This window comes from Reyranella aquatilis, from assembly GCF_020880995.1.
In the GTDB taxonomy this organism is placed as follows: Bacteria; Pseudomonadota; Alphaproteobacteria; order Reyranellales; family Reyranellaceae; genus Reyranella; species Reyranella aquatilis.
On the sequence record NZ_JAJISD010000003.1, the window covers coordinates 350,340 to 363,426 of the forward strand.

14 protein-coding genes are annotated in these 13,087 nt (G+C 67.2%); 6 read left to right on the plus strand and 8 right to left on the minus strand.

Features of this window, described 5'->3' with window-relative positions:
• Positions 1-19 precede the first annotated feature (19 nt).
• Complete coding sequence (gene rho, locus LJ725_RS29305; protein ID WP_230550481.1) at positions 20-1,399, plus strand: transcription termination factor Rho; 1,380 nt, start codon at positions 20-22, stop codon at positions 1,397-1,399.
• Positions 1,400-1,535: 136 nt separating this feature from the next.
• Here rho and LJ725_RS09850 read toward each other — a convergent pair whose 3' ends face one another.
• Genes LJ725_RS09850 through LJ725_RS09870 form a run of 5 tightly spaced genes read right to left on the minus strand, consistent with a single transcriptional unit; the run spans position 1,536 to position 5,821 of the window.
• Positions 1,536-2,744, minus strand: a complete 1,209-nt coding sequence (locus tag LJ725_RS09850; RefSeq protein ID WP_230550482.1) for an MFS transporter — start codon at positions 2,742-2,744, stop codon at positions 1,536-1,538.
• A complete protein-coding gene (locus LJ725_RS09855; RefSeq protein WP_230550483.1) occupies positions 2,741-3,175 on the minus strand; it encodes a PaaI family thioesterase in 435 nt (144 codons plus the stop codon). Before LJ725_RS09855 ends, LJ725_RS09850 begins: the two co-directional genes overlap by 4 nt.
• A 3-nt stretch (positions 3,176-3,178) precedes the next feature.
• Positions 3,179-4,081 (minus strand): shikimate dehydrogenase, encoded by a 903-nt coding sequence (locus tag LJ725_RS09860; RefSeq protein WP_230550484.1) that lies wholly within the window; start codon positions 4,079-4,081, stop codon positions 3,179-3,181.
• The gene (locus LJ725_RS09865) at positions 4,078-4,677 is read right to left on the minus strand and encodes a Maf family protein (protein WP_230550485.1); all 600 of its coding nucleotides are present in this window, start codon (positions 4,675-4,677) and stop codon (positions 4,078-4,080) included. The genes LJ725_RS09860 and LJ725_RS09865 overlap by 4 nt, the downstream gene beginning before the upstream one ends.
• 4 nt (positions 4,678-4,681) lie before the next feature.
• A complete protein-coding gene (locus LJ725_RS09870; RefSeq protein WP_230550486.1) occupies positions 4,682-5,821 on the minus strand; it encodes a PQQ-dependent sugar dehydrogenase in 1,140 nt (379 codons plus the stop codon).
• A 113-nt stretch (positions 5,822-5,934) separates the two neighbouring features.
• Between LJ725_RS09870 and LJ725_RS09875 the strand changes: the two genes are divergently transcribed.
• The 3 genes from LJ725_RS09875 to dnaQ are packed head-to-tail and all read left to right on the plus strand — an operon-like array spanning position 5,935 to position 8,309.
• Positions 5,935-6,912 (plus strand): quinone oxidoreductase family protein, encoded by a 978-nt coding sequence (locus tag LJ725_RS09875; RefSeq protein ID WP_230550487.1) that lies wholly within the window; start codon positions 5,935-5,937, stop codon positions 6,910-6,912.
• A 24-nt stretch (positions 6,913-6,936) separates the two neighbouring features.
• Positions 6,937-7,599 carry a dephospho-CoA kinase gene (coaE, locus tag LJ725_RS09880; protein WP_230550488.1) on the plus strand — a complete coding sequence of 221 codons (663 nt, stop codon included), beginning with the start codon at positions 6,937-6,939 and terminating at the stop codon, positions 7,597-7,599.
• Between the two features lie 26 nt (positions 7,600-7,625).
• Complete coding sequence (gene dnaQ / locus LJ725_RS09885; RefSeq protein WP_230550489.1) at positions 7,626-8,309, plus strand: DNA polymerase III subunit epsilon; 684 nt, start codon at positions 7,626-7,628, stop codon at positions 8,307-8,309.
• Positions 8,310-8,348: 39 nt separating this feature from the next.
• Here the strand turns inward: dnaQ and secB are convergent, their stop codons facing one another.
• Positions 8,349-8,873 (minus strand): protein-export chaperone SecB, encoded by a 525-nt coding sequence (gene secB, locus LJ725_RS09890; protein ID WP_230550490.1) that lies wholly within the window; start codon positions 8,871-8,873, stop codon positions 8,349-8,351.
• 171 nt (positions 8,874-9,044) lie between these two features.
• Between secB and LJ725_RS09895 the strand changes: the two genes are divergently transcribed.
• Complete coding sequence (locus LJ725_RS09895; protein ID WP_230550491.1) at positions 9,045-9,860, plus strand: gamma-glutamyl-gamma-aminobutyrate hydrolase family protein; 816 nt, start codon at positions 9,045-9,047, stop codon at positions 9,858-9,860.
• Between the two features lie 7 nt (positions 9,861-9,867).
• On the plus strand, positions 9,868-10,911 hold the full coding sequence (gtdA, locus tag LJ725_RS09900) for a gentisate 1,2-dioxygenase (RefSeq protein ID WP_230550492.1): 1,044 nt from the start codon (positions 9,868-9,870) through the stop codon (positions 10,909-10,911).
• A 30-nt stretch (positions 10,912-10,941) separates the two neighbouring features.
• Here the strand turns inward: gtdA and LJ725_RS09905 are convergent, their stop codons facing one another.
• Together LJ725_RS09905 and LJ725_RS09910 are read right to left on the minus strand one after the other, a co-directional pair.
• Entirely contained in the window at positions 10,942-11,787 is an 846-nt protein-coding gene (locus LJ725_RS09905; RefSeq protein ID WP_230550493.1) for a class I SAM-dependent methyltransferase, read from the minus strand.
• 415 nt (positions 11,788-12,202) lie between these two features.
• The gene (locus LJ725_RS09910; RefSeq protein ID WP_230550494.1) at positions 12,203-13,015 is read right to left on the minus strand and encodes a LytTR family DNA-binding domain-containing protein; all 813 of its coding nucleotides are present in this window, start codon (positions 13,013-13,015) and stop codon (positions 12,203-12,205) included.
• Positions 13,016-13,087: the final 72 nt, after the last annotated feature.

Here is a 13,087-nt window from a genome sequence, read left to right on the forward strand (position 1 = left end):
CCCATCAGATCGAAGACCCATGAATCTCCAGGACCTCAAGAAGAAGAAGCCTCCCGAACTGCTCGCGTTCGCCGAAGAGCAGGGCGTCGAGGGTGCGGCGATGATGCGCCGCCAGGAGCTGATGTTCGCCATCCTCCAGAAGATCGCCGCCGCCGACCAGGCGATCTTCGGCGTCGGCACCATCGAGGTGATCCCCGACGGTTTCGGCTACCTGCGCTCGATGGAAGCCAACTACCTGCCGGGCGCCGACGACATCTATGTCAGCCCCCAGCAGGTGCGTAAGTTCGGCCTGCGCACCGGCGACACGGTCGAAGGCGAGATCCGCGCGCCCAAGGACGGCGAGCGCTACTTCGCCATGGTGCAGATCAACAAGATCAACTTCGACGATCCCGACGCGCTGCGCCATCGCATCAACTTCGACTCGCTGACACCGCTCTATCCGGACGAGAAGCTGAAACTGGAGCTCGACGGCGGCGCGGCCGCCATGGCGCCGGCCGTCACCGAGGAATCGATCGGCGGCTCGAAGGCGACCTCGTCGGGTCGCGTGGGCACCCGCCGCACCGGCACTCTGACCAAGAAGGCCGGCACGACGCCGCAGCAGCAGCTCGACATCTCGACCCGCGTGATCGACCTGATCGCGCCGATCGGCAAGGGCCAGCGCGCCCTGATCGTGTCGCCGCCGCGCACCGGCAAGACGGTGCTGCTGCAGAACATCGCCCATGCCATCACGGCCAACAATCCCGAGGTCTACCTCATGGTGCTGCTCGTCGACGAGCGGCCCGAGGAAGTGACCGACATGCAGCGCACCGTGAAGGGCGAGGTCGTGAGTTCGACCTTCGACGAGCCCGCCAGCCGCCATGTCGCCGTCGCGGAGATGGTGATCGAGAAGGCCAAGCGCCTGGTCGAGCACAAGAAGGACGTGGTGATCCTGCTCGACTCGATCACCCGCCTCGGCCGCGCCTACAACACCGTCGTGCCGAGCTCCGGCAAGGTGCTGACCGGCGGTGTCGACGCCAACGCCCTGCAGCGCCCGAAGCGCTTCTTCGGTGCGGCCCGCAACGTCGAGGAAGGCGGCTCGCTCACCATCATCGCGACCGCCCTGATCGACACCGGCAGCCGCATGGACGAGGTCATCTTCGAGGAGTTCAAGGGTACCGGTAACTCGGAAATCATCCTCGACCGCAAGGTCTCCGACAAGCGCACCTTCCCGGCGATCGACATCACCAAGTCGGGCACCCGCAAGGAAGAGCTGCTGGTCGACCGTGCGACGCTGTCGAAGATGTGGGTGCTGCGCCGCATCCTCATGCCGATGGGCGCGGTGGATGCGATCGAGTTCCTGCTCGACAAGCTGCGCACCTCGAAGACCAACCAGGATTTCTTCGGATCCATGAATCAGTAACGCGCCTTCAGAGGCGCGGGTGGGCGGCGGCGCTTGTAACCAAGCGCGAGTCAGGCGCTGTAAACGGCGCCGACCCACACGATCCAGAACGGATAGGAACTCGAAGGAGCGCCGACCAATCGGCGCTCTTCCTGTTTCAGGGCAGGCCCCAGGCGTCCCGGCTCGCCGCAAACCAAGCCCAGACCGCCGCCTGCATCGCCAGCAGCGCGAACGTCACGACCTGATGCGCCTCGGCGCGTGACAGCCCGTGCGCCACGTCCATCCAGGCCAGCGCCGGGCCGATCGCCGCCTGCACCATGAAGGCGATCAGCATGCAGATGAGGTTGAGCGTCGTGTTGACCCGGCCGGCGAGTTCCGGCGCGAAGGCGCGCGTCACCAGCGCGTAGCAGACCACCGACATCCCGCCGAACATCACGTAGGCGAACCACAGGAGCGTGGGCATTGCGGTGACGTTGAGCGCGATCGGCACGTGGATCGCGAGGAACAGCAGCCCGTACACCAGCAGCACGCGCCCGCCCCGCACGCCGCGCCTGTGCAGCAGGTCGACGATCATGCCGCTGAAGAAGTAGCCGGGTACGATGGCGATGGAGACGGCGAACAGCGCGACGCCCACCGCGGGCTCGTCTAGATGCGCCACGTCGCGCAGCCACCCCGCCGCCCAGTAGCTCGCATAGCAGACCCAGACCCCCAGCGAGAAAGTGGGTGCGAGGCCCGCCCGCCAGAAGAGCGGTGTCCGCAGCACGCCCGTCAGGCCCCTCAGTTCGTCGGCCAGCCGGCCCTTGCCGCCGCGTTCATAGGCGGGCGCGGCGAAGATCTGGTAGAGCGCGACCGCGACGGTGATGGCGGCGAGGCCGAGGAAGACCTGTCGCCAGTCGAAGTCGACCAGCAGCCACTGGACCGGGCGCGTCGCCATCGCGGCACCCAGCCCGCCGAACGTCATCATCACCGCATTGACCAGCGGCAGCCGGCCAATCGGCCAGTAGAGGACGTTGGCCTTGAAGCCGCACATCAACGCCACCGACAGACCGAACCCGATCAAGGCACGCCCGACGCTCAGCACGAAGACACCGTCGCCGAGGGCGAAGATCACGGAGCCCAGCGCGGTCACCAGCAGCATGACCGGCGCCACGCGACGCGGGCCGAAGCGGTCGAGCGCCACCCCGGCCGGGAGCTGGGCCAGCGTGAAGGCCGCGAGATACATCGAGGTCACGACGCCGATGGCGGCGTCGTCGAGGCCGAGTTCACCGCGCAGCGCGGGCGCCACGACGGCGTTCAGCGAGCGGAACAGGAAACTGAGGAAGTAACCCAGCGCAAACGGCAGGAACGCCGTGAAGAAGAGCCTCAAGGGCGATCGCCGGTCCGTGCGAACACCGCGCTCGCGTGCACGATGCGCTCCTCGCCGACCTTCAGGTAGCAGTTGGCGAAGGCCAGACGCCCGCCGACCTTATGGACGTCGACATGGGCCTCGACCCAGTCGCCGATCTTCGCCGACCCGGCGAAATCCGTCTTCACGCTGGCGGTGACGATCAGCGGCGAAGGTGTCTGGCTGCGCGTCGTGCGATAGCCCAGCGAGATGTCGCACAGCGTCATGAGAATGCCGCCATGGGCGACTCCGCGCGCATTGGCGTGTTTCGGCTGGATGCGGAGGCCCACGACGAAGGTGCCGTCGCCGTTCTCGCGATAGAAAAACGGCCCGTTGTGGTCGAGGAACGGGCTTGTGCGGAACAGCGGCTTGAAGCCCTCCGGCGGCTGGCTGTCGTCCTTCGGCATATCCATGGGTCAGGCTCCGAGATCGGCGGCGACGGCATGGCGCTGCTCGGCTGTCACGTCGACCGTCGGGCCGAACCAGGCCTCGAAGCCCGGCCGGCCTTGGTGGAGCAGCATGCCCAGCCCGTCGACGCACCGGTTGCCGCGCGAGCGCGCCGCTGCCAGCAGGTAGGTTTCCAGCGGCACATAGACGATGTCGTAGACCACCGCCTCGTGCGGCAGTCTTGCGAGGTCGATGTCGAGGCCGGGCTGTCCCTTCATGCCGAGCGAAGTCGTGTTGACCAGCAGGGTCGCGCCTTCGAGCAGCGCGCTGCGCTCGTCCCAGGAGCCGACCACGATGCGCTGGCCCCCCGCGGGCGTGAAGGCGACGCCGAGATCGACCGCAGTCTCGCGCGTGCGATTGACCAGCCGCAGCTCCGGCACGCCGGCGTCGATCAGGCTGGCGACAACAGCACGCGCGGCGCCGCCCGCGCCCAGCACGACCACCGGGCCGGTGTCCGCCATCCAGTGCGGGGCGTTGTATTTCAACGCTTCGAGGAACCCGAACGCGTCGGTGTTGCGGCCTTCCAGCGTCCCGTCGGGCTGCTTCACCACGGTATTCACCGCGCCGATGCGCCGCGCCACCGCATCGATGCGGTCGAGGAAGGGCATGATCTCGATCTTGTGCGGCAGCGTGAGATTGCAGCCGCGCGCGTTGGGTGTCGAGCGCAGGAAATCCGCCAGCGTCCCGAGCGCGGCGGCGTTCGGTTCGACGGGCAGGCGGCCATAGTGACCGTCGATGCGATGCTTCTTCAGCCAGTAGCCGTGCAAGGCGGGCGAGCGCGAATGCTCGACCGGCCAGCCGACGATGGCCGAGAAGGGACGGCCGGCGGCTTCGGCCAGAAGCGTGTCGTAGGGGCTCGGGGCGGCGCTCATGCGGCTTTCTCCAGGCCGATGCCGTGTCCGGTGAGGAACGAGAGCAGCGGCAGCAGCGGCAGGCCGAGGATAGTGAAGTAGTCGCCCTCGACCTTCGTGAACAGGTGGGCACCCACGCCTTCCAGCTGGTAGGCGCCGACCGAGGTCAGCACGGCTTCGCCAGCCCTGGCGAGATAGGCGTCCAGGAAGGCGTCGTCGAGCGGCCTCATCGTCAGGCGCGCGCGTTCGTTGCAGTGCCACAGCCGCACGCCGCCCCGGGCCACCACGACCGAGGAGTGAAGTTCGTGGCTCTGCCCTGACAGCGCCTTCAGCTGCGTGCGGGCCGCCGCCGTGGTCGGCGGCTTGTCGAACAGCCGGCCGTTGCAGGCGAGCGTCGAGTCCGCGCCGATGACCAGGGCGCGAGGATTTCGCTTTGAGACGCGCTGTGCCTTGAGCTCGGCCAGTGTCTCGGCGATGTCCTGCGGCGTCGCGTTCTCCGCCGACAGGCTGAGCTTCACTTCGTCCTCGTCGACGCCCGAGGTTTCAGCGGAGAAGTCGAGACCGGCATTCTGCAGCATCTGCCGGCGCGAAAGGCTGGCGGAGGCGAGGATCAACATGGCGTTACGCAGGCTCCAGGCGATAGAGGCCGCCACTGTCGGTGTGCGTGACGACGTAGAGGAGGCCGTCGGGCCCCTGACGAACGTCGCGGATATAGGGAAGCACGTCGACGAGCAACCGCTCCTCGCCGACGAACCGGTCGCCGTCGAGTTCGATCCGGTGCAGCGCATTGTCCGACAGGGCTCCGGTGAAGAGCGAGCCGTTCCAGCCGGGGAAGCGATCGCCGGTATAGAAGGCGAGGCCGCTCGGCGAGATCGACGGCACCCAGACGCGCACCGGATCCTCCATGCCCGGCAGGCTCTTGTTCGGGCTGATGGTCGCGCCGCTATAGTCGATGCCGTGGGTCGCCAGCGGCCAACCGTAGTTGGCGCCGGACTTCAGCAGGTTGAGCTCGTCGCCGCCGCGCGGCCCGTGTTCGACCAGCCAGATGCGGCCGGTGCCCGGATGCATCGCCAGCCCCTGCGGATTGCGATGGCCCCAGGTGAAGATCTCCGGCCGCGCGCCCTCGCGGCCGACGAACGGATTATCGGATGGCACCGAGCCGTCGTCGCGCAGTCGCACGACCTTGCCGCCGAGATCGGCCAGGTTCTGGGCGCGCTGCATCTGGTAGCGTTCGCCGCAGGTGACGTAGAGCAGGCCCGCCTTGTCGAAGACGATTCGCGAGCCGAAATGCAGGCCGCCCGAGGTGCGCGGCAGGGCGTCGAAGATACGCTGCAGGCCGACCAGCGCGTTGTTGCGGAACTCCGCCCGCGCCAGCACGGTCGCCACGCCGCCGTCGCCCTCGCCGGCATAGGTGAGATAGATCAGGGAATTGCGGGCGAAGCCGGGGTGCAGGCAGACGTCGAGCAGGCCGCCCTGGCCGCGGGCATAGACCTTCGGCAGGCCGCCCACCGGCGCCCGTTCGAGCCGTCCGTTGGCGAAGATCCGCAGGCGACCCGGCCGCTCGGTGATCAGAATCCGGCCGTCGGGCAGGAAAGCCATGCCCCAGGGCTGCTCGAGATCGAGGGTCAGCATCTTCAGGCTGTAGGCCGCCTTGGTGCTGCGCAGGACCTGCTGCGCCCGCGCGACGGCAGGGGCGGCCAGAACGGCGGTGGCGGAAGCGGCAAGAAGGCGACGACGCCCGATGAGGAGCTTCCTGGGCATAAACTCTCCTGGCGAAGGCCGCGCCGGGCTGGCGCCTGAAAGGCCGGTCACTATACTCGACGTGCGCAAGCAGGCGACGTTCCTCGGTCGCCGCTGCAAGGGGAGAAATTCAGATGTCCAAGTCCATTTTGATTCATGAGAACGGCGGCCCGGAGAAGATGCAGTTCGAGGACGTCGAGGTCGGCAAGCCCGGCCCCGGCCAGGTCAAGCTGCGCCACACCGCCATCGGCCTCAACTTCATCGACGTCTACACCCGGTCCGGCCTCTACCAGACGCCGCTGCCCAACGCTGTCGGCCGCGAGGCGGCGGGCGTGATCGTCGAAGTCGGCCCGCGCGTGAAGGGCTTCAAGAAGGGCGACCGTGTGGCCTATTGCGGCGTGCTGGGCGCCTACTGCCAGGAGCGCGTGATGGGCGTCGACCAGCTCGTGAAGGTGCCGAGCGGCGTGAGCGACGAGCAGGCCGCGGCGATCATGCTGAAGGGCATGACGACGGAGTACCTGGTCGACCGCACCGCCAAGGCTTGGCTGAAGAAGGGCGACACGATCCTGTTCCACGCAGCCGCTGGTGGCGTCGGCCTGCTGTTCGGCCAGTGGGCCAAGGCGCGCGGCTACAAGGTGATCGGCACCACTTCGTCGCCGGAGAAGGCCGCCCTAGCCAAGAAGAACGGCTACAAGTGGGTGATCGACTACACCAAGCAGGATATCGTGGCCGAGGTGAAGAAGATCACCAAGAACAAGGGCGTGCCGGTGGTGTTCGACGGCGTCGGAAAGGACACTTGGGCGGCTTCGCTCGACTGCCTGCAGCCGCGCGGCCTGATGGTCTCGTTCGGCAACGCCTCGGGCGCCGTCGCGCCGATTCCGATCGGCATCCTCAACGCCAAGGGCTCGCTCTATGTCACGCGCCCCAGCCTCGGCGCCTACACCGCCACCCGCGCCGATCTCGAAGCCAGCGCCCGATCGCTGTTCAAGATGGTGAAGAGCGGCAAGGTGAAGATCTCCATCGACCAGCACTATCCGCTGGCAGAGGCCGCGCAGGCGCATATCGACCTGGAGAGCCGCAAGACCACGGGCCAGACCGTCCTGGTTCCCTGATCCTGCTGCGAGCGTTGCCGTAGAATGGTCATCGTCGGACTGACCGGCTCGATCGGCATGGGCAAGTCGACCGCAGCGAAAATGCTGCGGGAGATGGGCGTGCCCGTGTACGACGCCGATGCCGCCGTCCATGCGCTGCAGGCACCTGGCGGCGCGGCGCTGCCGGGCATCGAGGCGGCTTTTCCCGGCGTCGTGAAGGCGGGCGTGCTCGACCGCCAGGCGCTGGGCGCGCGCGTCTTCGGGAACAAGGAGGCGCTGCGCCGCCTGGAGGCCATCGTGCATCCGCTGGTCCATCGCATGCAGCGTGCCTTCCTGCGGCGCGCCGCGCTGGCCGGCGAGAAGCTGGTCGTGCTCGACATCCCGCTGCTGTTCGAGGGGATGGGAGAGCGTCGCGTCGATGCCACGCTGGTGGTCAGCGCGCCCGCCTTCCTGCAGCGCCGCCGCGTGCTGGCCCGCCCGGGCATGACCGTCGAGAAGTTCGAAGGCATCCTGCGCCAGCAGGTGCCGGACGCGCTCAAGCGCCGCAAGGCCAGCATCGTGATCCCGACCGGCATGGGGCTGGCGACGACGCGCGCCGCGCTCGGTCGGGCGGTCGCGGAACTGCGCGGCCTGCGCGGCAATTTCTGGCCGTCCAATCCGTGGCGGGAGAAATTCACAGCCCGGCTCGCGCGCGCGCGTCGCAAGTAGGTGGGCAACTGGTCTAAAAGATCGGCATGCGTGAAGTCGTCCTCGATACCGAGACCACCGGCCTCGATCCTCTCGCCGGCAACCGCGTGGTCGAGATCGGCTGCATCGAGCTGGTCAATCTCGTGGCCACCGGCCGGTCACTGCAGCTCTACCTCAATCCCGAGATGCCGATGCCGGCCGGGGCGCAGGAAGTGCACGGCCTCACCGACGAGTTCCTGGCCGACAAGCCCTTGTTCGCCGACAAGGTCGACGAGCTGCTCGAGTTCCTGGGCGACGCCCAGCTCGTCATCCACAACGCGCAGTTCGACCTGGGATTCCTGAATGCCGAGCTGAACCGCCTCGGCCGGCCGAAACTCAGCAATGCCTATGTCGACACGGTTTCGATGGCGCGCCGCAAATTCCCCGGCCAGCGCGCCAGCCTCGACTCGTTGTGCGACCGGTTCGGCATCGACAACACGAAGCGCACGAAACACGGCGCTTTGCTCGATTCGGAGCTGCTGGCTGAAGTCTACCTGGAGCTGAGCGGCGGTCGGCAGCGCGATCTCGGCCTCGCGCCGGAGATGGCGGCGGCCGGCGTGCCGGGCGCCGCGGTGCAGACCCGGACCCTGCGTCCGCCGCGCCCGCATGCGGCCAGCGCGGCCGAACTCGCCGCGCATGCGGACTTCCTGAAGACGATCAGCGAGCCGCTCTGGCTGAAGGTCGAGGCCTGATCACCTCCGTCGCGTGACGGCGGAGGCAGCGATCGGGCTTCAGGCGTGGCCGACGGGCCCCGAGGGAACGACGCCCGGCGCCTGGCCGCCATTGGCTTCCAGCTGCTGGCGATAGAGGGCGACGAAGTCGACCGGTGCAATGTTGAGCGGCGGGAAGCCGGCCTCGCGCGTGGCATTGGCCACGATCGCGCGCGCGAACGGGAAGAGCAGGCGCGGCGTCTCGATGAAGAGCATCGGGCCGAAGGCTTCCTGCGGGATCTCGCCCAGCGTCACGGTGCCGGCGTAGATCAGTTCGAGCATGAACAGCGGCTCTTTCTCCGGCGTGTGAGCGGAGGCCTCGATCGTCAGCGACACTTCGAAGGTCTTGGCGTCGAACTGACGATTGGCCACCTGCACGTTCAGCGTGAGCTGCGGCTGGGTCTGCTCGATCAGGCTCTGCGGCGCGCGCGGGTTCTCGAAGCTGAAGTCCTTGATGTACTGGCCGTGCATCGTCAGCGGCGCGGCGGGACCTGCCTGGGCGGTCTGGCCGGAGGGCGGGGCGGACGGCGGAGGGGTGGTGGTCATGGCACTCTTTCCAATGTCGGGCGAATCATGGGGCACGTGTTGCCGCGGCGCGGCGGTACCATGCAGGGCTGCAGTGCACAAGATGCGGGCAGGACCGGGCGCCGGGCAATTGCCAAGGCGGTAACCAGCGGCGAAAATGCAGGCCTCGCAATTTGCACGCTTCGGCAGACAATGAATCGTTCCTCATCGCGCCCGTTGATCGGTGTCTCTGCTTGTCTCAAGGAGAACGGCCGAGGCGGCTGGCACCACACGGTCGGTGACAAGTACGTCCAGGCGGCGCTGCGGGCCGCGGGTGGCATGCCCGTCCTGATCCCGGCCATCGGTCCGGAATTCGATGACGAGCCCGGTTTCGTCGCCGCCATGGATCGCCTGCTGGACAGTCTCGACGGCGTGCTGCTGACCGGCAGTCCGTCGAACGTCGAGCCGCATCACTACGGCAAGGAGAGTCGCGCCGGCACGGAGCACGATCGGGCCCGCGACGCGACGACCCTGCCGCTGATCCGCCACGCGATCGACCGCGGCGTTCCCCTGTTCGCGATCTGCCGCGGCCTCCAGGAAGTGAACGTGGCGCTGGGCGGCTCGCTCCACCAGCACGTGCACGAGGTCGAGGGGCGCCGCGATCATCGCTCGCCCAAGTCGCCGGACATGGACGTGAACTATGCGCCGACCCACGACATCGACGTCACCGAGGGTGGGCTTCTCCACAAGCTGTTGGGCGAGCGCCGCGTGAAGGTGAACTCGCTGCATGCGCAGGGTGTCGACGTGCTGGCGCCGCGTGCCCGCGTGGAAGCCACCTGCTGCGACGACGGACAGATCGAGGCGCTGAGCGTGCCGGACGCGCCCGGCTTCGTGCTCGCGCTGCAATGGCACCCCGAATACAAGGCGTTGTCGAACCCCGTCTCGATGAAGCTGTTCGACGCTTTCTCGTCGGCCTGCCGGGCGCGCATGACGGCTCGCTCCGCCCCGCTGCTGCGCGCCGCCGAGTAAGTTACCGATGGCCGCGCCGGCGACCGGAAACAACGCTCGGCGCGATTTCTACGAGCGCATCGGTGGCCTCTCGATGGCGCCACTGTGGGAATCGCTGCATCAGCTCGTGCCGCCGCAGCCCGCGCCGAAGTACGTGCCTGCGCACTGGGACTACGACAAGGTGCGGCCGTTCCTGATGGAATCGGGTGCGCTGATCACCGCCAAGGAAGCGGTGCGGCGCGTGCTGATCCTGGAAAATCCGGCGATGACGGGCAGTGCCTGCATCACGCCCACCCTGTATGCCGGTCTGCAGCTCATCCTGCCGGGCGAGGTCGCGCCCAGTCATCGTCACACTCAGTCGGCGCTGCGCTTCATCGTCGAGGGCGAGGGCGCCTATACCGCCGTCGACGGCGAACGCACGATCATGTGCGAGGGCGACTTCGTCATCACGCCGACCTGGACCTGGCACGATCACGGCAACGATTCGTCGAAGCCGATGGTTTGGCTCGACGGGCTCGACATCCCGCTGGTCGCGATGTTCAACGCGGGCTTCGCGGAGAACGGCGAGACCGATGAGCAGGCCGTCACCACGCCCGAGGGCACGGCGGACGCGAAGTATGCCAGCGGCCTCCTGCCGGTCGACTGGAGGCCGTCCCGTCAAACCTCGCCGATCTTCAACTATCCCTACGCGCGCACCCGCGAGGCGCTGCACGGGCTTTCCCGGGCCGGCGCGCCCGACCCCTGTCACGGCTACAAGCTGCGCTATGTCAATCCGGCAAACGGCGGCGCGCCGATCGCCACGATGGGCACCTTCATGCAGCTGGTCCCGAAGGGTTTCGCGACGTCGCCGTATCGCTGCACCGACGGCACGGTGTTCTCGGTGGTCGAGGGCGAAGGCGAAAGCCGGATCGGCGACACGGTGATACGCTGGAAGAAGCGCGACCATTTCGTGGTGCCGAGCTGGGCCCGAGTCGAGCATCGTACCGACAGCGACGCGGTGTTGTTCTCCTTCTCGGACCGCCCGATCCAGGAAAAGCTCGACCTGTGGCGCGAGGATCGTGGCGGCAAGTAACGAGATCCGACTTCCAAAGAATCCTGACGCTCACGGAATACGAGCTGCCCGCATCATGTGCCCCCCGGGAGCACTTTTGGACGCGCCGGGGGGCACGCCCAGATAGCGGACGGCCAATTGGGACATGCCGAGGTCTTCGATATCCCCGAAGCCGTATCCGCGGAGTTCCTGCGCGATCTCATCGGGATCGAAATGACTGAGCCAGGGTTCGCCGATTTCAGCCGTGTAGGCCCCGAGCGCGACGATTTCGGGCCGCTGCTCCGGCGGATAGTTCTCCAGCGGTTCGCTGTAGTCGAATACCATCTCGGATTCGGGGATGCTCGCGATGTAACGCAACGTGGCCGCTATGGCTGTTCGCCCGAGGTAGGGGACGACGCCGAGCCAGATGAAGAACGCAGGGCGATCGGGATCGAAACCGGCATCACGCAGCCCCAGACCAAGATCATCGTGTTCGAAGTCGATCGCCGCAAAGGTCAGCGACGGCGGAATAGCGAGGCCGACTTCGAACAGGCGCTTTCGTTTCCAGGCCTGGGTCGCGGGATGATCGACCTCGAAAACCCGCAACCCCACATCCGAATAAGGATTGCGCAGCGCGAATGTATCGAAGCCGGCGCCGAGAACCACCACCTGTCGCACGCCGCGTGACACCCCGGCGCCGAGGCAATCCTCGGCGAAGCGGCTGCGCATCGCCATGAAGAGGCGCATGCGCTGTTGTGCCGGGCCTGCCGATAGTCCCGCGATAATCGCGTCGGCGCCGTCACCGAGAATGGTGCGAGCGAAAGGGTCGGAGAATACCTTGCCGCCCTCCAGCAACTGATGGGCAGCGCGATATCCGGCTGCGCCAAGAGCGGTCCGGCTTGGCTGTCGTTCGTTCATGGATTCACCACTGTCTGGAGAGCAAGCGATTTCGTTCGCTCGCGTTGGGATCAATCATGATCCCGCGCGACGACGCTGCCTGGAGGACGAATAGATGCGAGAAGTGTTTGGTTTCGGGAAACTGGCGAAGGAAAGCCGAAAGAACAACTCTTGATCGAAACTATGTTTTGTCTAAATTACTTGGGTAAGCTGGCGCGGTTCCTGTAACGCGCGCATCTCCCACGCTTCCTTCCTTTTGCTTGCCGTCCTCGAATGCTCGCCGGCACGGCGACAAGGCCTACGAAAATCTCTGTCGAGAGAACGGCCGCAAGCCATCAACGATCATCGTCGCCCTGCCAGCCTTGCGCAGCGAGGCGTGGCGCCGAGCCTGCCCCGAGGCTTCCCGGGGCAGCGCTCCGGTCGAGACGACGGCATCTTACTTTTCGAGCCAGCCCGCTTCCCGGACGCTGTCCCGGTAGGTCTTGCTGACGGGGACCTTGAGCCCGTTGCGCAGAGTGAGGACGAGACGCCCGCCCGTCCGGTCGACCGACGCGATCGCGCCCGTCGCCACCCACCAGGAGCGATGGACCTGGCGGCCGCGGTCGGGCCCCAGCTCGGCGAGTGCATCCCGCAGGCGCATCAGAACGAGGTCGCTGCCGAGCGCGGTGTGGATGCGCAGGTAGTGATCCTCCATCTCGAGGGCCAGCAGGTCGCGGCCGAGCGCCGGCGGTACCCGGCGCAGGAAATCGGGGGACGACGGCGGCGATGAAACGGAATCGGCAACGTCGGCCGGCTGCGGGGGCAGGGCCGCCACGCGGGCCAGTTCGGCGTCGGCTTTCGCGCGCAGGCGCTGTTCGACGACGAGGCCGAAGACCACCGCGATCGACGTCGTCAGCAGTGCGTTCTCGGGGAAGACGGAGGGCGCGGCCGAAAGCGGTATCGGCCGGCCCAGCCACGATTGGACCAGGATGACCTCGAAGCTGCTGGGGATCGACGCCAGCACGCCGACCAGGGTCATGCGGCCCGCGACGGGCCAGCGGTCGATCGGCTCGATTCGCCCGAACCAGGCGGCCAGGGTGACGATCTGCACCCAGCTCAGTCCGCCGATGATGGCGAAGTAGGCGACCCGCCGGCCCAGATCCATGTGGTCGTAAGTGCCAAAGGGCCCGATGACGCCCAGCACCACGGCCAGTGCGGCAACCGCCGGCAGTTGGATCGGCAACGATCGGATGTAGGGCGATTCGCGCATCGTGAACGGATGAATGCCGTCAGATCACGAAAAGCGCCAGTCCTTCCACGCAGCGAAGATGGTGCGACGGGC

Bases quoted from the DNA above. Each gene is read 5' to 3' on its own strand.
- rho (WP_230550481.1), top strand. From the start codon at position 20: ATGAATCTCCAGGACCTCAAGAAGAAGAAGCCTCCCGAACTGCTCGCG.
- LJ725_RS09855 (WP_230550483.1), bottom strand. From the start codon at position 3,175: ATGGATATGCCGAAGGACGACAGCCAGCCGCCGGAGGGCTTCAAGCCG.
- LJ725_RS09860 (WP_230550484.1), bottom strand. From the start codon at position 4,081: ATGAGCGCCGCCCCGAGCCCCTACGACACGCTTCTGGCCGAAGCCGCC.
- LJ725_RS09865 (WP_230550485.1), bottom strand. From the start codon at position 4,677: ATGTTGATCCTCGCCTCCGCCAGCCTTTCGCGCCGGCAGATGCTGCAG.
- LJ725_RS09870 (WP_230550486.1), bottom strand. From the start codon at position 5,821: ATGCCCAGGAAGCTCCTCATCGGGCGTCGTCGCCTTCTTGCCGCTTCC.
- LJ725_RS09875 (WP_230550487.1), top strand. From the start codon at position 5,935: ATGTCCAAGTCCATTTTGATTCATGAGAACGGCGGCCCGGAGAAGATG.
- coaE (WP_230550488.1), top strand. From the start codon at position 6,937: ATGGTCATCGTCGGACTGACCGGCTCGATCGGCATGGGCAAGTCGACC.
- dnaQ (WP_230550489.1), top strand. From the start codon at position 7,626: ATGCGTGAAGTCGTCCTCGATACCGAGACCACCGGCCTCGATCCTCTC.
- secB (WP_230550490.1), bottom strand. From the start codon at position 8,873: ATGACCACCACCCCTCCGCCGTCCGCCCCGCCCTCCGGCCAGACCGCC.
- LJ725_RS09895 (WP_230550491.1), top strand. From the start codon at position 9,045: ATGAATCGTTCCTCATCGCGCCCGTTGATCGGTGTCTCTGCTTGTCTC.
- gtdA (WP_230550492.1), top strand. From the start codon at position 9,868: ATGGCCGCGCCGGCGACCGGAAACAACGCTCGGCGCGATTTCTACGAG.
- LJ725_RS09905 (WP_230550493.1), bottom strand. From the start codon at position 11,787: ATGAACGAACGACAGCCAAGCCGGACCGCTCTTGGCGCAGCCGGATAT.
- LJ725_RS09910 (WP_230550494.1), bottom strand. From the start codon at position 13,015: ATGCGCGAATCGCCCTACATCCGATCGTTGCCGATCCAACTGCCGGCG.